The 24,237-nt window shown below is 65.3% G+C and carries 23 protein-coding genes; 3 read left to right on the top strand and 20 right to left on the bottom strand.

Translation table 11 applies throughout. The features are described 5' to 3' along the window. Nucleotides 1-4: 4 nt before the first annotated feature. From fliF to SLW56_RS10345, 3 genes are all read right to left on the bottom strand, one after another. Complete coding sequence (gene fliF, locus SLW56_RS10355) at nt 5-1,726, bottom strand: flagellar basal-body MS-ring/collar protein FliF (RefSeq protein WP_043091960.1); 1,722 nt, start codon at nt 1,724-1,726, stop codon at nt 5-7. Between the two features lie 12 nt (nt 1,727-1,738). Next, the gene (fliE, locus tag SLW56_RS10350; protein WP_010341655.1) at nt 1,739-2,101 is read right to left on the bottom strand and encodes a flagellar hook-basal body complex protein FliE; all 363 of its coding nucleotides are present in this window, start codon (nt 2,099-2,101) and stop codon (nt 1,739-1,741) included. A gap of 256 nt (nt 2,102-2,357) precedes the next feature. Next, nucleotides 2,358-5,882, bottom strand: coding sequence for a glycosyltransferase (locus tag SLW56_RS10345; protein WP_320694795.1), 3,525 nt, complete (start codon nt 5,880-5,882; stop codon nt 2,358-2,360). A gap of 673 nt (nt 5,883-6,555) precedes the next feature. On the opposite strand from SLW56_RS10345, the gene SLW56_RS10340 reads away from it, so the two are divergent. From SLW56_RS10340 to SLW56_RS10330, 3 genes are all read left to right on the top strand, one after another. After that, nucleotides 6,556-6,918: a hypothetical protein gene (locus SLW56_RS10340; protein WP_148829009.1), complete on the top strand. Its 363-nt coding sequence runs from the start codon at nt 6,556-6,558 to the stop codon at nt 6,916-6,918. 191 nt (nt 6,919-7,109) lie between these two features. Beyond that, nucleotides 7,110-8,027, top strand: a complete 918-nt coding sequence (locus SLW56_RS10335; protein ID WP_267085282.1) for a hypothetical protein — start codon at nt 7,110-7,112, stop codon at nt 8,025-8,027. A gap of 357 nt (nt 8,028-8,384) precedes the next feature. Further along, nucleotides 8,385-8,834: a hypothetical protein gene (locus SLW56_RS10330; RefSeq protein ID WP_267099861.1), complete on the top strand. Its 450-nt coding sequence runs from the start codon at nt 8,385-8,387 to the stop codon at nt 8,832-8,834. A gap of 137 nt (nt 8,835-8,971) precedes the next feature. On the opposite strand, the gene SLW56_RS10325 is transcribed toward SLW56_RS10330, so the two are convergent. From SLW56_RS10325 to fliD, 17 genes are all read right to left on the bottom strand, one after another. Next, nucleotides 8,972-10,105, bottom strand: coding sequence for an FkbM family methyltransferase (locus SLW56_RS10325; RefSeq protein WP_267085284.1), 1,134 nt, complete (start codon nt 10,103-10,105; stop codon nt 8,972-8,974). Nucleotides 10,106-10,375: 270 nt separating this feature from the next. Further along, nucleotides 10,376-10,999, bottom strand: coding sequence for a UDP-3-O-(3-hydroxymyristoyl)glucosamine N-acyltransferase (locus SLW56_RS10320; RefSeq protein ID WP_267085285.1), 624 nt, complete (start codon nt 10,997-10,999; stop codon nt 10,376-10,378). Beyond that, the gene (locus tag SLW56_RS10315) at nt 10,989-12,134 is read right to left on the bottom strand and encodes an aromatic ring-hydroxylating dioxygenase subunit alpha (RefSeq protein ID WP_267085286.1); all 1,146 of its coding nucleotides are present in this window, start codon (nt 12,132-12,134) and stop codon (nt 10,989-10,991) included. Before SLW56_RS10315 ends, SLW56_RS10320 begins: the two co-directional genes overlap by 11 nt. A gap of 14 nt (nt 12,135-12,148) precedes the next feature. Further along, nucleotides 12,149-12,793 (bottom strand): acetyltransferase, encoded by a 645-nt coding sequence (locus SLW56_RS10310; RefSeq protein ID WP_267085287.1) that lies wholly within the window; start codon nt 12,791-12,793, stop codon nt 12,149-12,151. Then, a complete protein-coding gene (locus SLW56_RS10305) occupies nt 12,790-13,527 on the bottom strand; it encodes an SDR family oxidoreductase (protein WP_267085288.1) in 738 nt (245 codons plus the stop codon). Before SLW56_RS10305 ends, SLW56_RS10310 begins: the two co-directional genes overlap by 4 nt. Continuing rightward, nucleotides 13,524-14,288, bottom strand: coding sequence for an SDR family oxidoreductase (locus SLW56_RS10300; protein ID WP_148829016.1), 765 nt, complete (start codon nt 14,286-14,288; stop codon nt 13,524-13,526). The genes SLW56_RS10305 and SLW56_RS10300 overlap by 4 nt, the downstream gene beginning before the upstream one ends. Then, nucleotides 14,285-15,325 carry a ketoacyl-ACP synthase III gene (locus tag SLW56_RS10295; protein WP_148829017.1) on the bottom strand — a complete coding sequence of 347 codons (1,041 nt, stop codon included), beginning with the start codon at nt 15,323-15,325 and terminating at the stop codon, nt 14,285-14,287. Before SLW56_RS10295 ends, SLW56_RS10300 begins: the two co-directional genes overlap by 4 nt. 1 nt (nt 15,326) lies before the next feature. Continuing rightward, the gene (locus tag SLW56_RS10290; RefSeq protein WP_043091966.1) at nt 15,327-15,551 is read right to left on the bottom strand and encodes an acyl carrier protein; all 225 of its coding nucleotides are present in this window, start codon (nt 15,549-15,551) and stop codon (nt 15,327-15,329) included. Further along, nucleotides 15,548-16,732 carry a DegT/DnrJ/EryC1/StrS family aminotransferase gene (locus SLW56_RS10285; RefSeq protein WP_295915723.1) on the bottom strand — a complete coding sequence of 395 codons (1,185 nt, stop codon included), beginning with the start codon at nt 16,730-16,732 and terminating at the stop codon, nt 15,548-15,550. The genes SLW56_RS10290 and SLW56_RS10285 overlap by 4 nt, the downstream gene beginning before the upstream one ends. Before the next feature lie 277 nt (nt 16,733-17,009). Then, on the bottom strand, nt 17,010-18,494 hold the full coding sequence (locus SLW56_RS10280; RefSeq protein WP_017908532.1) for a sigma-54 dependent transcriptional regulator: 1,485 nt from the start codon (nt 18,492-18,494) through the stop codon (nt 17,010-17,012). Continuing rightward, complete coding sequence (locus tag SLW56_RS10275) at nt 18,491-18,874, bottom strand: response regulator transcription factor (RefSeq protein WP_010341669.1); 384 nt, start codon at nt 18,872-18,874, stop codon at nt 18,491-18,493. The genes SLW56_RS10280 and SLW56_RS10275 overlap by 4 nt, the downstream gene beginning before the upstream one ends. A gap of 15 nt (nt 18,875-18,889) precedes the next feature. Continuing rightward, nucleotides 18,890-20,293: an RNA polymerase factor sigma-54 gene (gene rpoN / locus SLW56_RS10270; protein ID WP_017916431.1), complete on the bottom strand. Its 1,404-nt coding sequence runs from the start codon at nt 20,291-20,293 to the stop codon at nt 18,890-18,892. A gap of 267 nt (nt 20,294-20,560) precedes the next feature. Beyond that, entirely contained in the window at nt 20,561-21,193 is a 633-nt protein-coding gene (locus SLW56_RS10265; protein ID WP_017908534.1) for a response regulator transcription factor, read from the bottom strand. A gap of 91 nt (nt 21,194-21,284) precedes the next feature. Continuing rightward, nucleotides 21,285-21,863: a PilZ domain-containing protein gene (locus SLW56_RS10260; protein WP_152236985.1), complete on the bottom strand. Its 579-nt coding sequence runs from the start codon at nt 21,861-21,863 to the stop codon at nt 21,285-21,287. Beyond that, on the bottom strand, nt 21,860-22,159 hold the full coding sequence (locus tag SLW56_RS10255) for a hypothetical protein (RefSeq protein ID WP_150411152.1): 300 nt from the start codon (nt 22,157-22,159) through the stop codon (nt 21,860-21,862). The genes SLW56_RS10260 and SLW56_RS10255 overlap by 4 nt, the downstream gene beginning before the upstream one ends. Next, nucleotides 22,156-22,575, bottom strand: coding sequence for a flagellar export chaperone FliS (fliS, locus tag SLW56_RS10250; protein ID WP_010341674.1), 420 nt, complete (start codon nt 22,573-22,575; stop codon nt 22,156-22,158). Before fliS ends, SLW56_RS10255 begins: the two co-directional genes overlap by 4 nt. Before the next feature lie 148 nt (nt 22,576-22,723). After that, a complete protein-coding gene (gene fliD / locus SLW56_RS10245; protein ID WP_017916434.1) occupies nt 22,724-24,046 on the bottom strand; it encodes a flagellar filament capping protein FliD in 1,323 nt (440 codons plus the stop codon). Between the last annotated feature and the right edge of the window lie 191 nt (nt 24,047-24,237).

Raw genomic sequence — 24,237 nt, 5'->3', positions numbered from 1 at the left:
CGCATCAGGCTTCACTGGCGACCCATCCCTTCACGACCTGCGCCACGCGCTTGGAATCCTGTTTGACCGCTTCGCGGGCCTGACGCAACCGTTCCTCGTAGGCGTCGGGCAGGGCGATGGCGGGGTTGCCGCCAGCGCCGCCGCTGAGGCTGGCGGTGTCCTCGCCCAGCGACGGCAGCAGCGGGTTGTCGTCGTCGAGCATCGACAGCTTGGCGTCGCGCGGCTCGTTGCCGTCGCGGTCGTGGCCCACCGACGCGGCCGGCGCGGGACCGGCGATCTGGCGCAGCGCCGGGCGCAGCACGCCGAACAGCAGCGCCAGCACCACCGCCGCACCCAGCACCAGGCGCGCGACGTTCATCACACGCGGATCTTCCCACCAACCGGGCTTGTCGGCCGCTTCCGGGGCCTGGCGGACGAACGGGGCGTTCATCACCGAGACGGTGTCGCCGCGCTCGGCGTTGAAGCCCACCGCCTGCTTGACCAGGCCTTCGATGCGGGTCAGCTCGGCGGCGCTGAGCGCCTGCTCGGTCATCTTGCCCTTGGCGCCCGGCCGCATCACGTGGTCCACCAGCACCGCCACCGAGACGCGCTTGATCCGCCCGGCCGGCTGCCGGGTGTGCTGCAGGGTGCGGTCCAGCTCGTAGTTGCGGGTGGCGCTCTTGGAGCTTTCGGTCGGGGTCGCGGCGGCGGCCTGCTGGGTGCCGGCGGTGCCCGCGGCGGGCGGGGCGCCGGTGGCGCCCGGCTGGCCCGGCGCGCTGCCCGGCGAGTTGCTGGTCGCGCCGGGCGCGCCCTGCGGACCGCTGGTGCTGGTGCTGCTGTCGCTGACCTGCTCGCTGCGCAGTTTCGGCGGGTCGCCGTTGTACAGTTCGCGCGCTTCCTCGACCACCGAGAAGTCCATGTCCACGTTCACTTCCGGGTTGACCCGGCCCGGGCCGGTCATCGGCTCCAGCAGTTCGCGGATGCGCTGGTTGTAGGCGCTTTCCTGGCGGCGCACCTGGTCGAACTGGGCGGCGTTGAGCGCGGCATCGCTGTTGGGGTCGGCGATGGTCAGCATGCGCCCGCTCTGGTCGACCACGGTGACGCGGTCCGGCGCCAGGTCGGGGATGCTGGAGGCGACCATGTTGACGATCGCATCGACCTGGTTGCGTTCCAGGGTGGTGCCGCCGCGCAGTTCCAGCACCACCGAGGCGCTGGCGGCCTCGCGCTGGCGGGTGAACGCGCTCGGCTTGGGGATGGCCAGGTGCACCCGCGCCTCGCGCACCGGGCGCAGGCTGGCGATGGTGCGCGCCAGTTCGGTTTCCAGGGCGTGCTGGTAGCGCGCGTTCTCCACGAACTGGCTGACCCCGAAGCCGGGATCCTTCTCCATCACCTCGAAGCCCATGTTGCCATTGTCGGTCAGGCCGGCGCCGGCCAGCTTCAGGCGCGCGTCGTACAGCTTGTCCTCCGGCACGGTGATCGCGCCGGTGGCCTGGTCGAGCTTGAACGGGATCTGCGCGGTGCGCAGCAGGTCGGTGGCCTCGGCCGTGCCCTTCTCGTCCAGGCCGGTGTACAGGGGAGTGTAGGCCGGCTTCTGCGACCAGAAGAACACGAACAGGCCGGCGGCCACGGCCACCGCGATCATCGCCATCAGGCCGATGCGCCGGGTGAGCTGCAGGCTCTGCAGGCGGTCGAACCAGGCCCCGGCCTTCTCGCTGTTGAATGTGTCTTTGCTGATCGCAAGCGCCATCGTCTTCTACCCTTACAGCGGCATGTTCATCACGTCCTGGTACGCCTGGACGAGTCGGTTGCGGACTTCCACGGTAGCGCGAAACGCCACCTGGGACTGTTGCGCGGCCAGCATCACCTTGGCCAGGTCGGCGCTGGGGTCGCCCAGTTCGAAGGCCTTGGCGAGGTCGCCGGACTTCTGCTGGGCCTCGTTCACGCCGCCGATCGCGTTGCGCAGGGTCTCGGTGAAGCTCGGGCCCTGCACGCCCTGGCTGCCGCCCAGGCCTTCGATCGCATTGCTGCGGCCGACATCGCCCACCCGCGTCTGCGCCGCCTGGCCGACCTGGCCCTGGTAGCTGCGGATCTGCGAAAGAATGGAGCTGATGGAGTCGCTCATACGGTGAAGTCCCTGCCGGGAGACGGCTTGCCCGTATGCAATGCAAGCGGTGTGCCGAAACGGCACTCACGTGTTGCGCAGCCTCCGGACAGGCGTGCGCGGGGAAGGCCGGCACCCGGTGACGGGTTCCTGGCGCCGGCGGCACGGCCGGCACGGACCGCGCGCCGACAAGGTGTCGGCAGGTTGACGCCGTGCGCCGCGTCACGGTCGGACGCGGGCGCCGCGCGGCGACCTCAAGGCCGGCGAGGGGACCGACTCAGTCCGGCAGCCAGGCCGCCCGCCACTCCTGCAGATTGGCGCCCTGCAGCAACCAGTCGCGCTGCACCGTCGCGCGCAGGGCAGTGCCGGCCGCGGCCCGCGCGTCGGCATCGGCCAGGTGCGCGCGGATCGCATTGACCCAGTCGCGAAAGCGGTTCTTGACCAGGCTGACCGGCAACCCGCCGTCGCGGTAGGGCGGCAGGTCGCTGGCCACCACCGGATAGCCGCAGGCGCCGTACTCGAGCAGGCGCAGGTTGCTCTTGCAGCGGTTGAACAGGTTGTCTTCCAGCGGCGCCAGCGCCAGGTCCAGGCCCAGTGCGGCCAGCGCCTGCGGATAGCGGGCGAAGTCCACGCCCGCGTGCACCTCGTGCACATGCCGGCGCAGCCGCTCAGGGCACAGGCCCATGAACACCCAGTGCACCTCGCCGGCCAGCGCCTGCACCACGTCGGCGATCAGTTCCAGGTCGCCGGTGTGGCTGAGCCCGCCGGCCCAGCCGACCCGCGGCTTGGCCGAGGCGGATGCCGCCGGCGGCGCCAGCGCGCCCCACAGCTGCGGCTCCAGCCGGTTGCGTACCACGCGGATGTCGCCGTGCAGGCCGGCCAGCGCCTCGGCCAGGTCCGGCGTGGAGACGGTGACCCGGTCCACCAGCGTGGCGGCGCGCCGCAGCGAGCGCAGCACGTCCTTGGGCATGTGCTCGCGATGCGCGCTCTTCAGCGGCAGGTTCGGCAGGTAGTCGTCCAGCTCGTAGACCATGAAGGCAGGGCCGAACCGGCGCATGCGCTCCATCCGCGCCAGTTCCGCATCGCCGACCCGGCGCTGCAGCACCACCACGTCGGCGCCGATGCGCTGCAACTCCACCGGATCGAGCAGGCGCGCGTAGTACAGGCCGTCGATCTGCGCGGCCGCGGCCAGCGCCTGGAATGGCTGGATCACCCGGTACTGGCCGCTGCCGAAGGTGTCGCCGGGATGGGCCAGCACCCGCGGCAGCGGTTTCCAGGCCAGCGGCTGCCAGGAGAATTCGGACTCGGTCAACTGGAAACCGCCGGGCTGGTCCAGGCCCAGGCTGGGCGAATACGCCGGATCCTGCGCCAGCGCCGGCAGCCAGCGCTGCAGCAGCGCCTCGTCGGCCACCTCGCTGCGCGTGGCCGAGGCTGGTTGCAGCAGCAGCGCCTGCGGCGTCCACACGGTCCAGGCGCCCGTCGCCGCGGCGCGCAGGCACAGGTCCACGTCGGCGCCGCCGGCGGCGAAGCCGGCCGCGTCGAAGCCGGACAGGTGTTCGAACAGCGCCCGCCGCACCAGCAGGCAATGCGTCGACACTGCGCTATAGCGGTGTGCCACCTGCAGCCGGCCCATGTAGCCCGGCTGCGCCATCGCCTCGCCGGCGAAGGCGTGGCCGGCGCCGGCCAGCAGGCCCGGCAGCAGGCCGGCATGGGTGATGCGGCCGTCGGCGGACACGCCCTTGGCGCCGACGATGCCGACTTCGGGCCGCTGCGCGTGGTTCATCAGCGCGTGCAGCCAGCCGTCCTGCACCGCGGCGCTGTCGGCGTCCAGGAACAAGAGGTACTCGCCTTGCGCCTGGGTGGCGGCGAGGTTGTGCGCCTCGGCCTGGCAGACCCGCTGTTCCAGCGCGAACACGCGGATGCGGCCGTTGCCCAGCTCGGCCACGGCCTGCATCCACGCGGTGATCTCCGGGGCGTGGCTGGCGTTGTCCACCAGCAGCAGTTCGTAGGCGGGGTAGGCGGTCTGTTCGAGCAGGCTGACCACCGCGCGCTGCAACGCCGGCAGATTGTCCTGTGCCAGCAGCACGATCGAGACCGGCGGTTGCGCGGGGTGGCCGTAGTCGATGCGGAACAGGCCGCCCGGCAACGGCTCGACCGTGGCCTGCGGATAGCCGCGGGCCTGCAGGTGCGCGGCGATCGCGCGCTGGCGCGCCGGGCCGTCGGCCTCGGCGCTGGCCGGCGTGGCGACCAGCAATGGCTCGGGCAGGTGTGCGATGCCGTCGCCGCCGTCGCGCAGGAACAGGCGCAGGATCAGGTCCAGTTCGCTGGCGCCGTCGTAGGCCTGATCGAAGCCGCCCAGCGCCTGCACCGCGGCGCGGCGGAACACCCAGTGCCCGGCGGTGGCCAGCGGATTGCCCAGCAGCAGGTCGAGGTCCGGGTCGGGCCGCAGCAGCGGCGCCAGGGTGTCCGCGTCCACGGCCAGCCATTCGTCCGCATACAGTGCGTTGCACTGCGGCTGCTGTGCCAGTTCCAGCAGCAGCCGCAGCAGGCCGCCGGCGTAGAACCGGGTGCCCGCGACCACGCGCAGGCACCAGTCGCTGCCCGGCGAGGCATCCAGTGCGGCGGACAGCGCCGCCGCATCGGCCGCGGCCGGCAGCGGTGGCAGGATCCGGACCCGCGGGTCGGGCCACGCGGGGAGGGAGGCGTCGCCCAGCACCAGCGCCTGCACCTGCGCGAACGGCGTGCCCTCCAGCAGCAGGCTGTCCAGCGTGGCGTCCAGCGCGGCACGGTCGGCGCCGCGTGCGTCGACCAGCACGGCGAGCCGCGGCGCGCCGCCGAGGGCGTCCAGGCGCGCGTCGAGAAGGTCGCGTTGCGCCGGCGTCACCGTCCGCCGCGCCTGCCAGTCGTGCAGCGTCGCCTGTACGCAGACCCGCGCGTAGGCGTCCTGGATCGCCTGCAGCAGGTCCACCGGCGTGCCGGGGCCGCCGCCCAGCGGCGTCACCGTGACCTGGCGGACGTCGCCATCGCCGCGGTACCAGCCCATCGCGCGCACGCCCTGGCGGAAGTTGGCATGGCCCTGGTCGCCGATGCCGGGCTGGTCGCGGCCTGCCTGGCTGTATTGCTCTTCCGATACCCGGAACCGGGTCAAGGGCTTCGCCAGCAGTGCCAGATGGCCGCGGTGCAGCAGCTTGGCGTACAGCGCCAGATCGCCGACCCAGTTGATGACCTTGCCGGCCAGCGTCATCAGCTCGTCGCCGATCTCCAGCAGGTCGCTGCGCCGGCACAGCACGCAGCTGGGCTCGCCGACGAAGTTGATGGTGTGGTCGGCCAGGAACGACAGCAACTCCGGCCCGTCCAGCAGCACGTCGTCGGCGAACGGGAAGGCGGTGGCCGGGATGTCCTCCAGCGGCGCGCCGTGGCTGTCGATGCGCTGGCGGCGCGAGGACGCCAGCAGGACGTCCGGTGCACTCTGCATCGCCGTGACCAGCGCGGCGACGCAGTCCGGCGCCAGCACGTCGTCGTCGTGCAGGAACTTCACGTACTCGCCCTGGGCCAGGGCGATGGCGCGCGCGGTGCTGCCGAGTTCGCCCAGGCGGCTGGGGTTGCGTTCGTAGCGGATCGGGAACCGCGCCAAGCCACGCTTTCGCTCCACCACCACGGCGATCGTGCCGTCGGGGTTGTCGTCGCAGATGACCAGTTCCAGCGCCGGATAGGTCTGGGCCAGCACGCTGTCGAGCGCCTGCTCGAAGTAGCGGAGCTTGTAGGCCGGCATGACCACGCTGACCAGGGGCGGGTGGGGCATGAACGATGGACCGTGTCAGGAGAGGGCAGGTTCGGTCGCGAGCGAGGTCGCGATCAAGTGGGGCAGTTTCCCGATCATGCAATAAGCGTGCCGATGGATGTCGGCCCGGTGAAACGAAGGAAAGCGAGCTGGCGGGACCTGAGTTGAAGAACGTGAAGCAGTGCTTCAAAGAGAAGACCGCTGAGCCCCGCCAATCGACCGACGACCAGGCGTCATAAGGAATCGTCGGCATAAGTGGCTTTGCGTCATCTCATAAGCCGGGATGACATGTCAGCAACAGCGAGCTGCGACATTGAGGTCGCTCAGACCGCAATTGAACACTCACGATTCGATGCAGTCGCAGGATTTGATCCTCCAACTCCCTACAGTGTCTACACGGCATGCGGTGGGAGTTAAAAGGATCACAAAAAGGCATCACATGGGCGAGCTTATCCCAGCTACGAGCGTGAGCGTAATGATTCTTTGGGCTGAAAAACAACCTTCATGAAAAGGGTTGAGAGTTGGTGGCTGCTATGCTTTTCATCCTGCCTGTAGTGATTTTACTGGAGTTCTAACGACAATTTATATATGAATTTGTCCGGGCAAATTGATTCCATACAAGGAGAGTGATCAGATGATTTAGCGCGTACGGAAATAAATTTTACTGACATAAATCACACTCAAGGAGATTGCTATGGAAGCTGTCAAGATTGGTGCATTTTCGCGCTGCGTATTTCCGAATGGGAATGTGGTGCAAATTGTGCAGCCGTCGCAGAATAAGAACGGAATCTATCTGCGGACCGCAGGTATTCAGCCAGGGCATGGATGGGTGAACCTCTATGCCTCGGCGACGCCACCTCCTGGTCCGGGAGATATCGATACGCCAATTATTTTTGCGGGAAATGGATCCGCTCGTGCCGGTGAGCGTTCTCAGGTCCTCCTTCAATATCCTTTGTTTATCCCATCCGGCCTTGGCTTGTGGGTTAGTAGCGGAAGTTTCCTCGATGGTGCGGCTGCTGATGGTGCGTTCTTTGCGACGTGGGATCTGCTTAGTTAGCAAATGGGGATATAAGTGCATTAATTCCCCTGTTTGTCACAATGAAGAGCGGATCTGTTGATTGTTTGAAAATTGTGAATTAGGGTTGCTGCGACAAGCAGCAGCCAAAGCCAAGGAATTCGAAAATCATCATTGTGACTGCTGCGTTTTTGGCCGAAAAACTTCGTAACTAAATGTCAAGGAATTTATTTATGTCGAATGCAATCTCAGGTGCCAATATCTACGTGAAAGCTGGTACGCGTGCGGATTTTGACGCTGCTGCGACGGCCGGTGAACTTGCGGCCCGTGAGCCATATTTCATCAGTGATGAAGGGCGGTTCGCGATGGGTACTAGCGCGAATGGCTACGTTACTTATGCCGTTGCATTGACTCAGGATTTGTCTTTGTATGTCTCCAATGCCGGCAGTGACTCCAATGATGGGCTGAGCGCTGCGACGGCATTCCAGACCATTCAACATGCTGTAGATGTCGCGCGGACTCGTTATTCGCTATGCGGCTATACAGTGTTTATCAATGTCGCAGACGGAACCTATGTAGAAAACGTTGTGGTCGGCAATGTGGCCGGTGGCTTCGTTCGGTTTGTAGGCAGCACGTCTGCGATTTGGCGCAATACTGCGGGATGGATCCTTACGGTGACTGATGCCAGCAGGGTAGTCGTGTCTGGTTTTACTTTTGGCGGCGGGGCAACAGTAAACGGTATAGTCATTGGGAACAGAGCGTCTTGTAGTTTTTTGGGTGGTCACGTGTTTGCAGCAGTCACCGGTTCACAAATCACAGTAGCGACCAATGGGGTCTGCTACGTGTCAGGTAATTATAGTATTACTGGCGGTGGTACCACCCATTATGGGGTGTACGATGGCGGTCAACTGATCCTTGGTAGTATCACTGTTAACTTGACAGGTACGCCGAATTTTACTATCGCCTTCGCTGACATTGGCCGGGTTGGTGGCATAAATGGCGGCGACAACACATTTACATTCTCTGGAGCTGCTACAGGATCGCGGTATAAGGTCTATGTAAACGGCGGTGTTTGGGTGAATGGAAAAGGACAAAATGTGTTTCCGGGAAATTCGGCTGGAACTGTAAATACAGGTGGTAGTTATTATTGATATTTAGTCCCTGTGAGGGGTATTCGTACATGCTGGCGATATTAGTCCAGGTTTCGCACGCCTTGACGAAAATCGCTGGCATGTATCAACGAGGCGATGCCAGTACGATTCCAGCCTGGTGTCATAATGCTTTAACTTGACGTGGTCGCTCGTGGCCAGATGGTAGAGCTTCCGCGTCTATGCAGTTGACTAAGGTTGCGCTGTGAGTCCATCTGTACAGAGGTTGCGCGGTAGTATTGCTAGATCCAAATAGGACTGCGGGTTAAATAATGAAAATTCGCAGCAATCCGGACTCGTAAAGTCACGAGGCTGTGCTGCCGTATTTATTTTTACTTATCTAAAAATATGGGGGCAACTATGATCATGCTTAAAACTTTTGTATTCACGGTGCTCGCTCTGGCAGCAGGTTCCTCGCAAGCATGGACGATGGTGTATGCCACGGACGCCAATGGAAACGTCTCAGCCGGCTCGTTGCAAACGCTGCGTACGGCTGTCGACAATGGTGCGGATGTCAAGGTCCTGGTAACAGCACCTACTCAAAATCCTTATCACACATGGGGTGTGCTTTGCACGAATACTTCCATGAAGCTCGACTCTTCGCAGGCAGTGGTTTGCGTCGGACATGACGATTATGCGATGAATATTGCCATGGGCAGCCAGTTTGGTGAGCCCAGTAATCCGCCTTTTTCAGCCCATTTTCTTATCAACACCTCAGGGGAATATGCTGAGGCTGATATGAGGCTTGGGAGCGGCGATGTCGTTGCGAAGTCGAAGTATGTCTATGCAATGCGCTGGTATGTCAACTGACGGCAGGTTGAATGAATTTTATTTAATACTGATTTTTGATTGAATTTTTGATCGGAATTGAAGGCGCGGCGGCATCTCTAAAGAGATGCCGCCGCGTTCTCTCGATGCGGCGGGAGTCTTGCCATTTCCTATTTGTGTCATTCCACGTAAAGCACGGTGTCGTAGAAGTATAGCGAGTACTGGCGCAGGCGCAGCCTGGCGTCCGGCAGGATCCGATCCAATTCGGCGACGATGTCTAGTAGGTCAAGCGCGTGGTGATAGCCGGTAATGGCCATACGCGGACGGCAGCGCCGGATCAGCTCGGTGGCGCCGCGCAATACCTTGGCCTCTGCGCCTTCCACATCCATCTTCAGGACGCTGACGTGTTCGACCAGGTCGTCCAAACGCACGCAGTCCACGCGCGCGTCGCCGTGTCCGTCTAACCGGCTGCCCATGGTGCCCTGGGCATCGAACGCCATGGTCCCGGCGACATCGGCGACCGCCGCGTTGTACAGGGTGGTGCGACCGCCGTCTTCTCCCAATCCATGCTGCAGCGCAGCGAAGTTGGCCGGATCCGGCTCAAACGCGTGGATGGCCGCATAGTCGTGTCGCGCCGCAGCCCGAAACTTCTTCACCGTGTCGCCGCGATACGCGCCGATGTCCACGTAGTGTTCGTCTGCGCCGATTCGCAGCGGATGCTCCACAGCCGAATACACTGAGTAGTACTCCTGCTCCACGGGGCAGAGCACGTCCAGCAGTGGCCGTCGGTCCCCGTCCATGCGCATCCGCAGCACCGCATCCAGCGTGCGAACGCTCAGCCCGTCGGCGAAGCGCGTGCGCAGGGCCTCGAACCGTGCGGCATGCGCCAGGGTCTGCTCCCGGGTCACCCGCCCGGTCTGATACACCAGCGGCATTTCCAGTGCGTACATCAGCTGCGGCAGATCGATGCCGCGGCCATGGCTCAGCCGCTGTAGTTGATCGAAGTGCAGCCAAGAGGCTGGCATGTACGCACAGTTGATCGTGGGTAACCCGGCCAAATCCGGATCGCGTAGGAACGCGCTGGTCGGCCGCACGTCGTCGAAACCCGCATTGGCGATGCGGCGTTCGTGTAGCAGATCGTCGAGAGCCACGATGCGAGTGCCGGGCGCGCGCTCGGCGAGCAGGGCGGCCGCACGGGCCGCAAAGAGGCTGCCGATGCTGGAGCTGGGAGCCAGGAAAATTGCGCCGCCGGCGCGCTTGCAGTCGTCGATCAGGTCCACTTCGCGCTGAAGCGCGACCACAGAGTCGTTCATGGGCTCACTCAAAAAGGGTGCGCTCACAGGCGCACATGTTGGGAAGACAGAGCAACGGGTGTCGCATCACTAGGGGCCACAGACTACGGCGCGAAGCACCCATCTTCGATCGTAGCGAAGCGCGCTAGGTGGGCGCCGTGCATACATCCCAGCCCTAAGTCACCGCATGACGCGTGCTCTAGCGGTGGTCCACGAAGCAACGCAGCCGCTTCGATTGCGCTGTGCAGCAAATCGCTCAGTATCGGGATTCGCGGATGCTAGCGTAGCGGTTTACTTGCCGTAGACGTGGATGGGTTCGTCGTAGCGGCTGTCAAACACGGTTCTTGGGGGGATGTCGTGACGGTACACTTGCGGCCACCCGAGTTCGCAGCCTCTGCCCACCTTGATTCCATGCTGCAGGATGACGCCACAGTGCAGCGTGCAATGGCTGCCGAGTTCGACGTTATGCGCCAGATGGACACCGTTGTCGAGCCAGCACGAAGATTTGATGCGGCTGCCGTAGCCGACGTGCGCACCGGACAGGATCACGGTGTTGTAGTCGATCTTGCAGTCAGGATCGACCACGGTGGCGGGACCGATGAAGCTGTTCGGTCCGATGCTGGTGCCTTTGTCGACGACCGCGGTCGGATGCACGAATGGATCCATGCGCCACCCACGTTCCATCACCGCCTGCATCAGTTCCATGCGTTTGAAGTTTCCGAAGCGTTGATCGAATGCCACGAAAACCCCACCGTTGTCCGCGGCAATAACGTCGAGAGCGGAAAAGTCGAAACGGTAGTCGGGGCCCTGTGGAACCTCCAGCCGTTGCAATGGCTGATCGGGCCGGGCCTGCTGCCACATGCGGAAAACCAGATCGAGAAAGGGGCCACCACCCACGATCCACTTAGATCCCATCGTCCTTCTCCATCATGGTGGTGTACCAGCGCTCGATCAGCCGATTGAACGCCTCATAGTCGCCTTGCTGAGGCACTGGCGCATCCGTGTGCAGCGCCGCCTGAACTTGTTCCATGATCTCGATGTCTTCGCCGACGACTAGCTTGCTGCCGTGCATCTGTGCGAGCAGCACCTGGTGCGATCCGGCATAGGCTTGTCTTTTTCGTGCCGTGAACCAGTAGATTTCGACATCCGTCTGGTTTGCCGAGATCGGAATGTGATTTTCCAGCGTGAACGAGTGCCCGCCGTTGGCACTGGCGATGTGCATGTTCGGGAACGTCAGCCAGTTGTAGTAGACATCCTGATCGCCCCAGCGGTCCACTCTCTCGTGCCACCCGAAGTGCTTCATGCCATGAATGGCGGCGTCGGCGCCGCCGGTGCTGAATCGCGACATTTCCTTTCGCAGTCCGGCGACGGATGTGTCGGCCAGCGGCAACTTGGTTTCTTCCAGCAGCGCGCGGTCGACGTGTGCGACGAAGTCGACGGTCTTGGCAAGGCTTTTGGGGTGAACGAAGCGAGGGTGATTGGCGTCGCGCAAGTTTTCGTACGCCAGTTTCCAGTTGAAGCGGCCATGCCACGTGGTCACCATCACTTCGGTATCGTAGGCATTGGAGCTGCTCTCAAGCGACATCAAGAAGTCTGGAGAAAACTGCGATTCGAAAGGCAGGGGGGAGTCGTCGACGTTGACGAACAACAGGTTCCCCACCTCGCGCAGCGAGAACTCGCGTAGCTTCATGCTGCGTTTTTCCGCGTCGCTGAAGCCGTACACTGCCTCGCAATCGGGAATGTTGGCGACACAGCCATCCGCATCGTACTTCCAGGCATGGTAAGGGCATACCAACGGCCGCCTTCCCACTGCCGCGGTCTGCAGCATCGCGCTTCGGTGTAGACAGACGTTCTCGAACGCACGCAGCCTCCCCTGGAAATTCTGGATGACGACCGGCACTCCGCCGATCTTGCGGGTGATGAAGCAGTTGTTCTCGGGAAGCAGCGTTTTCAGGCCAGCGAAGATCCACAGCTTGCGAAAGATCTTGCGTTGCTCGAGCGCGAAGATGTCCTGGGACAGGTAGTAGCGTGGCTGCATTCGTGAAAGCATCGGGGCAGGGTCTCTCAAGAATCTTTGCTAAAGATCAGCTTCGCAGGATTGCCGAACACGCTTGCACCGTCGGGGACGTCCTTCACTACAACCGATCCTGCGCCGATGATGGCGCCATCGCCGATTCGGATGCCAGGCAGAATGGTGGCATGCGGATGCACCGTGGCGTAGTCGCCAATGGATGCGCCTCCACCGACGAACGTCATCGCTCCGATCTGGGCATAACGCCCCACCTGCACGTCGTGCCCGAGCATGGTGTTGGCGTGGATGTTGACGAAATCGCCCAGCCGTACGTTGGGGCTGAGCTGAACACGATGGCAGAGAATGCAACCCACGCCGATATGGACCTGCGGACTAAGGAAGGCCCCGGTAATGATCGGAATGAACTCTGCGCTTTTTTCCAGTAGCGGTGTTGCATACCGCTCGCGGGCGTGTGGATCTCCAATCGCGCAGACGAAGCGTTGTTCCGGGAATGGATGGTGCGCGGCGGGCTCGCCTACGATGGGCAATTTGCAATCGGTGCCATCGAGAACATGTGGGCGGGTATCCAGGAAGCCCTGCGGCTGCCATTTCGTTCCGCAGTCCGGGTCGCCAAGCATCTGCGCCAGCACTTCGCGTCCCCAGCCACCTGCGCCGATGATGAGTACCGGGTGGGTCACAGGATGGACCCGCCATCCATGACCAGGCTCGTTCCAGTCACCCAACGGCTCGCGTCCGCTAGCAGATACACCGCTGCATTGGCCACGTCCTGGGGCTCGCCCAGTCCTAACGGATGCCTGGATTTCTGCGCTTCGAGTTGTTCCGTGCTCCACATGGGCGTGGCGACTGCGGATGGAGAAATCCCGTTGACGCGAATTCGGCGCTTGGCCTGCTCCAGCGCCAGGCATTTGATGATGCCGATCAGGCCGGCCTTCATGGCCGAGTAGGGGCCGACGCCACGTGTCCCAAGATGCGCCGCGGTGGACAGCATGAACACGATCGAGCCTTGCGGGACGATGGCATTGGCCTGGAGCAGGCGTTGAGTAAGCATCACTGGCGCCAGAAAATTGGTCGTGTAGATGTCGGTCATCGCGGCCTCGGTCAGTTGCCTGATCGGGCAATGCTTTTGCACGGCTGCACAATGCACAACGCCGTGGATGGCCTCGCCCGCCTCGCGTACCAGCGTTTCGCGCTGGTCGGAGTGGGTCAGGTCGGCGACGAAGCGAAGATGGCCATCGCCTTCAAGTTGGCCCAATGTCTCGTCGAGACGTTCCGCGTTGCGCCCGGTGAGGACCATGCGTGCGCCGCGTCTGGCGCAGGCGATGGCGATCTGCCGTCCCAGACCGGAGGACGCGCCGGTTACCAGAATGGTCTTTTCATGGAGCGAGAATGCAGCGAGCGTCGGATTCTTCATGCGTAGATGTCCATGGGGACGGTCAGGCCGCCATCGACGATGAAGTAGTTGCGGGTGATCCAGCGGCTTGCGTCGGCTAGAAAGAAGACTGCCGCATACGCGACGTCTTCCGGTTCCCCCATGTCCAATGGCGTCAGCTTGAACAGACCTTCCATGTTGCCTCCACTGCCCTGAAGTCCTTCCAGCAATGGCGTGCGAACGTATCCAGGCGCAATGCAGTTGGCGCGGATGCCGTGCTTGCCGACCTCCTGGGCAAGCGATCGCACCATGCCGAGCAGGGCGCTTTTGCTGGAGGCGTAAGCGCTGCTGGCCATGGGGCCGATATGCGAAGCCACCGATGAGATGAACACGAGGGACCCGCCGGCGGCGATACGCTTCTTCGCCAGTAACCCCCGCGTCAACAGGGTAGGTGCGAATGTATTGCTTGAAAAGGTGTCTTCTAGGTGCGAACGATTGATCAATCGCACCGGTACCAAGCGAGAAATCCCGGCCGCGTTGACCACACCATGCAGGAGGCCGCACTCGGCCACCAGTCGATCGATGTCCTCTTGCCGGTCCAGATCCGCCTGGATCGATGCATGCCCGCCAGCAGGCATATCGTCCAGCGTGGATGCGAGCCGGTCCTGGTGTCTTCCCGTAATGAGGACCTGTGCGCCCATCTGCGCGCAGCAGAGGGCGACCTGGCGGCCGATGCCGGAGGAGGCACCGGTGACCAGGATGCGCTTGCCTTCGAGCGAGAATGGATCGGTCACGGGACTCACGACTCGATGAGATCCGGAAACACCGCGCCGTCGATATCGACCAGGCAGCTTCCCCAGGAGAGGCCGATGCCGAAGCCGCACAACAGCACGCGCTTGCCGCCTTCTTCCAGTTCTCTGTTGATCCGCGCGGTCATGGTCACCGGCAGCGAGGCGCCGCTGGTGTTGCCGAAATCGTGCAGGGTGGAGGGCACCTTTTCCGGCGGCAGGCCGAGCTTCTTGCGGATGGTCTCGTTGATCATCCGGTTGGCCTGGTGGAACACGAAGTAATCGACCTCGTCCTTGGACACGCCGCTGTAGTCGAGCAGCTTCTGCACCGCCGGCGGCACCCGCTGGGTGGAGAAGCTCAGTACCGCCACGCCGTCCAGTTGCAGGTCGGTACCACGGTGCCAGCGGTCGTGCTCGTCGGCTCGGTACGGGATCAGGTGCTGCACTCCGACCGGTTCGCGGTGGCCGCCGACCGGCAGGATGATCGCGCGGTAACCGCTGCCATCGCTATTGAGGTCGAAGTGCATCGGCGCGGCGTCGGCACTGAATTCCAGTGCGGTGGCGGTACCGGAGTCGGAGAAGATCGGGTCCTCGAGGTTGGCACTGCGGTCGCCGACCAGCAGCAAGCCTTTCTTGACGCCGCCAGCGGCGATCATCGAGCCGAGCAGGTTGATGCCGAACGGGTAGGCCGAGCAGCCCAGGTTGACGTCGAAGGCGATGGTGGCGTGCGACAGGCCCAGGCGGTCCTGCAGGATGATCGCCGTGGCCGGGATCGGGTAGTCCGGCGACTGGGTGACCACGATCAACGCATCGACCTCCTCACGCTGCCACTGCAGGCGCTCCAGCAGTACCTGCGCCGCGTCGAAGGCCAGATCGGAGAAGCACTGCCATTCGGCGGCCATGCGCCGCGTCTCGATGCCGATATTGCGCACCAGCCGCTCGCGCTCGGAGCGGATCTGCGGCCGGCAATCGGTGAGATTGGAGACGACGCGCTTGGGAACGCAGGTCGCCATGCCGGCGAAGCGTACGTTACGCAGCGTGGAGGTCGGCATGTTACGCCCCTGTCAGCTTGTACAGATCGCCCAGGGTGACCACGGCGGCCAGGTGCTCGCCGGTGATGGTCTTGCCGTAGTCCGTATCGAACATCACGATCACACCCAGTGCGGCCAGCGAATCCCATTCCGGCAGTTCGCGCAGCACCGTATCCATGTTCACCTCGACCGGATTCTGAAAATCGGTCGCGGACAGGAAATTCTCGATAAACGTCTCTTGGCTCATGCTGCGGGTTCCACGGGTTGGGCGAAGGAGGGAGGGGCGGTGATGCTAGCGGAAGAGGAAGGGCGCGCGGGCATGACGCCGCCCGCCGCGGCGATCAGGTCGACGATGGCGTCCACCTGCTCGGCCGCCAGTCCGGGAAAGATCGGCAGGCACAGCACGCGCTCGGCCATCTGTCGCGCCACCGGCAGGCCGGCCGGCGCGGAGGAGGGCAGGCCGCGGTACATCGGGAAGTCGCTGATCAATGGATAGAAATAGCGGCGCACCAGGATGTCGTGGCTGCGTAGCAGCCGGTGCAGTTCATCGCGCACCAGCGGGAAGGCGTCCTCGACCAGGATCGGGAACGAGGCGTAGTTGGACAGTCCCGGTTCCCGCGGCGCCAGGCAGCGGATCCCCGGCACCTGCGCCAGGCGCCGACGGTACTGCGCGTCGATCGCCCCGCGCTGCGCCAGTGCGTCGTCGATGTGCTGCAGTTGCAGCAGCCCGAAGGCGGCGTTGATCTCGCTCATCTTGCCGTTGATGCCGGTGGCCACCACCGTGGTTTCGTCGACGAAGCCGAAGTTCTTCAGGCGGCTGATGCGCTGGTAGGTCTTGGCGTCCGGGCAGACAATGGCGCCGCCCTCGAAGGTGTTGAACACCTTGGTGGCGTGGAAGCTGAGCACGCTGAGGTCGCCGTGGCGCAGGATCGAGCCGCCGGCGTCCTTGACCCCGAACGCATGCGCGGCGTCGTAGATGACCTTGAGGTTGTAGGTATCGGCGATGCGCTCGATCGCGGCGGTGTCGCAAGGCGTGCCATAGCAGTGCACCGGCATGATCGCGGTGGTGTGCGGGGTGATCGCCGCCTCGATCTTGAGCGGATCCAGGTTCATGGTTTGCGGATCGATGTCCACGAACACCGGCTTGATGCCGCGCCACAGCAGCGAATGCGCAGTGGCGACGAACGAGTACGGCGTGGTGATCACCTCGCCGGTGATGCGCAGCGCCTGCAGCGCGGTCAGCAGCGCCAGGGTGCCGTTGGTCAGCAGCGCCAGGTGGTTGACGCCCAGATACTCGGCCAGCGCCTTCTCCAGTGAGCGGTGCATGTCGCCGCCGTTGGTCAGGATGCGGCTGCGCCAGATCTGCTCCAGGTAGGGGACGAACGCCTCCAGGGGCGGCAGCAGCGGACTGGTGACGGGGATGGACATGGGACCTGCCTGGCGACGGGTGGAAGTCCCCGGTGCGGAACGCGCCGCCCGGTGCTGTGGAAACGTGAAGCAAGCCACATGCCAAAGGTGCCTGTCCACTGTCGGCGGTGCCGATCGGGATGCAGTGCAGGCGAAACCTGGCTTGGCCGCCGCGAGCGAGCGCGCTGCGACAGCGCCCGCGTCGGGCAGGCAGGTGACGAGGAAAGGGAAGAGGGCGTGGCGTTCCGAGGGACAAGGGGCGCGTCGGGTGCGGCCGCACCCGACACCGTGCGCCGGCTCAGCTCGCCAGTTCGGTCTGGTCGCGGTCGATGCCGTACTTGCGCAGCTTCTCGACCAGGGTGGTGCGCCGCAGGCCCAGCAGCTGCGCCGCATGCGCAACCACGCCCTGGGTGCGCTCCAGCGCCTCGTTGATCAGCGCCAGCTCGATGTTGGCCATGTGCCCGCGCAGGTCCAGGCCGCTTTCCGGCAGCGTCGCCGCGGCCTGGGCCGGCGCATCCGCGTCCGTCCCCGGCTTGCCGCCGACGTGCAGGTCGACCACGTTGGGCACCCGCCGCGGATCCGTTGCGATCGGCGCCGGCGGGGCCGAGACGTCGATGGACGATGCGAAGTCGCCACGATAGCGCGCCGGCAGGTCCTGCACCCGCACCAGGCCGCCCGGGTGCAGCACCGCCAGGCGCTCGACCAGATTGGTCAGCTCGCGCACGTTGCCCGGCCACTCGTAGCTGCGCAGCGCCTGCAAGGCCTCTTCGGAGAAGCGCACTTCGCCGCGCCCGGTCCGCGCCAGTTGCGCGGCGATGGTGTGCACCAGCGCCGGCAGGTCGTCGCTGCGTTCGCGCAGCGCCGGCATCTCGATCGGGAACACGTTGAGCCGGTAGAACAGGTCCTCGCGGAACTGGTTGCCGGCGATGCGTTCTTCAAGGTTGCGGTGGGTCGCGGCGATCACCCGCACGTTGCAGCGGATGGTGACGTTGCCGCCGACCCGCTCGAAGCTGCGCTCCTGCAGGACGCGCAACAACTTGACCTGCATCGGCAGGCTCATGTCGCCGATCTCGTCGAGCAGCAGGGTGCCCCCCTCGGCCATCTCGAAACGGCCCTTGCGCGCGCTCAGCGCGCCGGTGAACGATCCCTTTTCGTGGCCGAACAGTTCGCTTTCCAGCAGATCCGGCGGAATTGCGCCGCAGTTGATCGCCACGAACGGACCGTCGCGGCGCGGCGACTGCTGATGGATCGCCCGCGCCACCACTTCCTTGCCGGTGCCGGACTCGCCCAATACCAGCACGGTGGTGTCGAAGGCGGCGACCTGGTCGATCAGCCGGCGCAGGCGGGTCACCGCCGCGCTGGTACCGGTCGGGCCGTTGTCCTGCGCGGCACCGGCCTGGTGCTCGGCGTCCAGGCGCTTGAGGCTGGCGCGGCGCAGCAGGGTTTCCAGTTGCGCGTGGCGCAGCGGCGCTTCCAGCTGCCACACGTTGGCTTCGTGCAGGCCATGGCGCTGCGCGAAGGCCTGCGCATCGCCGTTGAGCAGCAGCACCGGCGGCGGCAGCGAACTGCGCGCCACCCAGCCGAAGAAGGCATCGGCCTGGTCCTGGTCGTCGAGCCCGCCGACCAGGATTGCCATCCACTCGGTCTGCCGATGCCGGCCGGGCTGGACGTCGGCCACGTCGGTGACCCAGCGCGGGTTGAGGTCCATGAATTCGAGCAGGCTGACGGTCCGCTCCGCGCGCACCGCGTCGTCATCGATCACCAGGATCCGCGATTCGCTCATGCCGGCACTCCTTCGGTCCGAAGCCCCTCCAGGATCGGCATCACTTCCTGGATGTAGGACAGCTTGCTGACGAAGTTGTCGGCACCGGCGCGCATGGCGTGCTCGCGGTGCTCGGCATCGTCGAAATGGCTGGCGATCACGATGTAGGGCGCCTGATCCTGGGTCTTGATCAGGCGCGTGGCCTGCAGACCGCCCATCTCGGGCATGGCCAGGTCCATCAGCACCACCTGCGGGCGCAACGACTCGGACCGCTCGATGGCCTCCAGGCCATTGGCGGCGCTGCCGATCACTTCCATCCAGTCGAGCTTGCGGAAGTGGCGCATGGCGGCGTTGATGAAACCTTCGTGGTCGTCGACCAGAAGCACGGACAGTTTGTTCATATGCGTCGTTTTTCCTTAGCCCGCACGGGCCAGCAGCGGTTTGCTGCCGCGGCGGCGTTCGCGTGCGGGAGCGATGTCCAATTGTTCACGATACTTGGCGACAGTGCGCCTTGCCACGTTCACGCCCTGTCGCGACAGCAGCCCGGCGATGGCCTCGTCGGCCAGCGGCCGCCCCGCCGGCTCGGATTCGATCAGGCGCCGGACCATGGCGCGCACCGCCTGGCCGGACACCGCCGCGCCTTCCAGGCGCACGGCGAAGAAGTGCTTCAGCTCGAACGTGCCGCGCGGGGTCTGCAGGTACTTGCCGGTGGTGATGCGGGAAATGGTCGACTCGTGCATGCCGATCGCCTCGGCCACTTCCTTCAGGGTCAGCGGCGCCATCGCTTCCTCGCCCTTGACCAGGAACGCCGACTGGCGCTCGACGATGGCGCGGGTGGTGCGCAGCAGGGTCTCGTAGCGCATCGACAGGCCGCGGGTCAGCCAGCGCGCTTCCTGCAGCATTTCGCGCAGCGGCTGCGCGGCGTCGCCGGCCTCGGCCAGGGCGCGCTCGTGCATCGGGTTGACGGTGACGCGGTGGGTGGTGGCCGGGTTCAGCGCGACACGCCAGGTGCCGTCGGCGTGCCAGGCGACCACGTCCGGCAGGACATGGCCCAGATCCTGCGGCTGCAGGCTGTCGCCGGGGCGCGGCTGCAGCGACAGGATCAGCCGCACCGCCTCGCGCACGTCGTCGGTCTCGGCGTCGAGCTGGCGACCGAGCAGGGCGTAGTCGTGGCTGGCGAGCAGGTCGAGGTCGCCGGCGAGGATGCGCCCGGCCAGGTGGCGGCCGGGCACGCGGCCGGGCAGGTCGCTCAGCTGCGCCTGCAGGCACTCGCGCAGGTCGCAGGCGCCGAGGCCACCCGGGTCGCCATGCAGCAGGCGCTGGCGGACGGCTTCGGCCTGCGCCACCGACAGGCCCAGCCGGGCGCTGGCCAGTTGCTGCAGGGTGTCGAGCGGGCCATCCAGGTAGCCGGCATCGTCGCAGTGTTCCAGCCAGAACGCGGCCGCCGCCAGTTCCGCCGCCGGCAGTTCCAGGGCCAGCCGCTGCAGCACGCGCAGGTGCGGATCGGTGGACTCGCCCGCGGCGATGCGCTGCATGCGATCGTCTTCGCCATCGTTCCAGCCAGCGGCCGGGATGTCCCACATCGAGGATTCGGGCAGTTCGTCGAATGCCGCGGTTTCCAGCGCGGCGTCCTCATGCTTGACCACCGGCTCGATCACGCCCTCGGGCTCTTCCAGCTCGAGCAATGGATTGGTCTCCAGTGCGCGGCGGATTTCCAGTTCCAGTTGCATGCCATCGAGCTGCAGCAGCCGGATCGACTGCAGCAGTTGCGGGGTCAGATGCAGTTGCTGGCCCAGTTGGGCGGAAACGGTCGGCTTCATGCGGACTTCCTCGGTTCGGCGCCAACCCTCTGGCGCCCGTGGAACGCATAGTGCTTGTCGCCCGACGGTAACAGAATCGGGGTGTTCCTGAGTAGGGTAGTCAAATTCCCGACAGGGTGTCAGGGATTTCCCGACATGCGGCGCGTGGGCGCCGGACAGTCGACGGCGAAATGCCTGATGCAACGGGGTCCGGCGGAAGCGTCACGCCTGCTGACCGATTAAGGCAAGCGCCATGCCAATGTCCCGTGTCGGGATGCCGTCCCCAGTTCAGCTCAGCTCGCCCTGATGGCGTGCGGCCAGCAGGACCAGATCGTTGGCGCGGCGGCAGCCCAGCGATTCCATCATCCGCGCGCGGTGGGTCTCGACGGTCTTGACGCTGATGCCCAGGTCCGAGGCGATTTCCTTGTTGCTCTGGCCGCGGCCGATCTGGCGCAGGATCTCGCGCTGTCGCGGCGACAGTGCGGCGATGCCGACCGGGCGCTCGCGGCCGAGCATCGGCGCGATCATCTTGGAGGAGATCTGCGGGCTCAGGAACACCTGGTTGGCGCTGGCCGCGCGCAACGCCAGCTCCAGCTCCAGCGGGGCGGCGTCCTTGACCACGAAGCCGGTGGCGCCGCGGTCCAGCGCATCGCGCACATGCACCGGGTCGTCGTGCATCGACATCATCACCACCCGGGTCTTGGGCGAGCTGTGCAGCACGTCGGTGAGCGCGTCCAGGCCGCTGCGCCCCGGCAGGGACAGATCCATCAGCACCAGGTCGGGGCGGTGCAGGGTGGCCAGGTCCACGGCCTGTTGCGCGTTGCTGGCCTCGGCGACCACGTCGACGTCCGCAAACGTCTGCAGCAGCCGGCTCAGGCCGGCGCGTACCAGGGTGTGATCGTCGACGATGATGACTCGCACGGTGCAGGTCCTTCTATTCAGAGCCGCACATTAGCCGAGCCGCCCGCCGCCGCCAACCTCGCCGCGGCGGTCCGGGGGGCGGTGTGCTGGCTCAGCGCGCGCGCCGGCTGTCGGCGATCTGCCGGCGGTGCAGCCGGAACAGGTGGCGTTCCAGGGCCTCTTGCAGGCCTGGCGGCTGTGTCTCGAACCGTAGCCAAAGTTGCACGACGCCCGCGGTGGCGGCCTCGGCCAGCACCCGCACCGGCAGTTCCAGGTGGTCCGGGAGCCAGTCCGAGGGCTGCAGGCGCAGCAGGCCGGCGGCGCCGGCCGCGGCGCCCGAGCGCGCGCCCAGCTCCAGCCGCACGCCCCGGCGCGACCAGCACAGCGGCCGCAGCGGCAGGGCATCCTCGTGCTGGCGGGCCAGCCGGCCCAGCAGCACCAGCATCAGGTCGAGCTTGGCCTCCATCCTCTGGGTCTGCGCGGTGGACTCGCTGCGGTCGTCGCTGCCATCCTCGCCACGCAGATCCTCGATCTGCGCCAGGCTGCGCAACAGCGCTTCGCCGGCAGCGAGCCGGCCGGCGCCGTTGCCCAGGCGGAAATCCGCCGGCAGCGCCAGTTCGCAACTGAGGGTGTCGTGGAACAGCTCGGCGTCGGCCGGGTGCTGCGCCGCGCCGTCCGAGCCGGTGTTCATCCCAGCAGTCCGGCCTGCGAGTAGAGCCGCGCGGCGTGGCTGGACTGGCGGCTGCTGCGCAGCCAGGCCGCGGCATGGTCGCGCTCCATGCGCATCTGCGCGGTCACCGCCTGCTGCAGGGCCAGCAACGGCTTCAACGCCTCGCGCGAGCGGTCGGCGCCGTCCTGTTGCAGATACGCCTGCAGGTGCCGCGCGTGGTCGGCGACCATGGCCTGGGCCAGCGCGTAGTCGTCGCCACGCAGGACCTCGCGCAACTCGTGCAGGTCGTTGTGCAGGTCGGCGAGCTGGATGCTCACGACGCGTTCGCCGTGGCCAGTTCGCGCTGCTGCGCGGGAATGGCGGCCCAGGCCGCGTCGATCTCGCTGAGCAGTTCCAGCGCTTCGGTCAGCGCGGCGTCGTCGTTGTGCAGGTTGGCTTCGGTCAGGCGGTGCATCACGTAGTCGTAGAGCGCCGACAGATTGCCGGCGATCTCGCCGCCGGCCTCGTGGTCGAGCGAGCCGTTGAGATGGCCGACGATGGCGCAGGCCTCGCCGATCGCCTTGCCCTTGCGTGCCTGGTCGCCCTGCGCGAGGCAGGCCTGGGCCTGGCGGATGCGCTGGCAGGCGCCGGCGAACAGCATGGCGACCAGCTTGTGCGGATCGGCATCGGTGACGCTGGTGGAAATGCCCATCTTGCGATATTGCTCGGCGTACTGGCGGCTGGAACCGTACATGGAAAACTCCTCGGGTGGATCGGCTGGCCTCCGCGCCGCGCCGGTGAGCGGCGACGCTGCGGTTGCTGCGGCCAATCCGTAATGACTGTCGATACTCTTTCTATCGGCCGCGACGCGTCTCGACTTGAGCCGCGCGGCCGCCTGTGCGTCATTTGAACTGCTTGGCCAAACCGTCGCTCACGCTCTGCATTTGCGTCACCAGCGTCTCCATCGCCGTGAAGCGCGCGGTGTACTGGTCGCTCAGCGCTTGCATGCGCTTGTCGAGATCGCCGAGTTGGTCGGTCAGGTCGGCGATGTGCTTGTTGATCGCGTCGGTCCGCTGGGTCAGCGTGCCGCTGGTGCTGTCCAGGTTGCTCTTCAGCAGCGTGCTCATGCCGGTACCGAAACTGCCGTTGTTGCCGAGCAGGGTCTTGGCCGCCGACGGATCGGCGGCCGCCGCGGTGTCGAACTTGGCGCTGTCGAAGCTCATCACCCCGTCCTTGTCGATGGTCACGCCCATCGCCATCAGGCCGCTCACGTTGTCGCTGACCAGCCGGCGCAGCGACTGCTGCAGGCCGCGCACCATCGCATCGCCGGTCATCGGCGAGGCCTTCTTGTTGGTGGCGTCGTAGGCGCTGGACGACTTGAGCACGCTGTTGGCGGAGTTGTAGGCGCTGACCAGGGCAGTCAGATTGGCCTTCAGCGGGGTGTTGTCGTTGGTGATGTTGAGATTGAAGCTGGTGCCGGCCACGGCCTTGGTGAGATTGATGGCCACGCCGGGCACCAGATCGGCGATGGTGTTGCTGCTGGAGGTGCGCTGGAAGCCGTCCACCTTCACCACCGCGTCGGCGGCGGCGATGGTCTGGGTCAGCCCGCCGTTGTTGCCGGGCGGGTAGGTGAGCTTGGCCAGGCCGCCGTCGCCACCGGACGTGGTAATGGTCAGGGCGCCCTTGGTGCCGGTGTCGACCGCGTTGAGCACCAGATGGTCGCCATCGTCGGCGGTGACCACGCTGGCGGTCACGCCGGCACCGTTGGCGGCCTTGTTGATGAAGGCGGCCACGTCGCTGAGCTTGCTGCCGGCATCGACGTTGATGTTGAGCGTGGTGCTGCCATAGGCGATGGTCAGGGTGCCGCCACCGACGACGGCGCCGCTGGCGTAGGCCGACGAGGTCAGTTTCTGCGACTGCGCCAGTTTCACCACCTCGATGCCGTATTTGCCGGCGTTGGCGCTGGAGGTCACGGTGGCGGTATAGCCGGCGCCGTCGTCGATGGTCGCCTTGTAGGCGCCCTTGTCGGCGCTGTCGGACACCGTGCTCATCGCCGTCTGCAGGTTGGACAGCGCGCTCTTGATCGTGCTCAAGGACGACAGTTGCGCGCTGGAGGCGGTACCGTCGCGGTTGATCCGGTCTTCCTGCGGCTGGCGTTCCTTCGCCACCAGTTTGGCGACGAAGCTGGGAATGTCCAGGCCTGAGCCGATTCCAGTGGTGGACATGGTGGCGGTCCTTGAGGTGGCCGGCACGCGGTGCGCCAGCGGCTGAGGGGAGTATCGGCGCGCGGGAGCGCTTCTTGAGCGTCGTCCGCGCGCCAGTGCGGCTCCGGTGGTGATGCAAATCCTGTGCCGGCTCCGCATGCGTCAAAAAAAAGCCCCTCCTTGCGGAGGGGCCCGGTGGTGCGTTGCGGCTG

The organism is Xanthomonas sp. LF07-6, from assembly GCF_034105445.1.
Classification (GTDB): Bacteria; Pseudomonadota; Gammaproteobacteria; order Xanthomonadales; family Xanthomonadaceae; genus Xanthomonas_A; species Xanthomonas_A sontii.
This window is presented reverse-complemented; position numbering and strand designations above follow the sequence as displayed.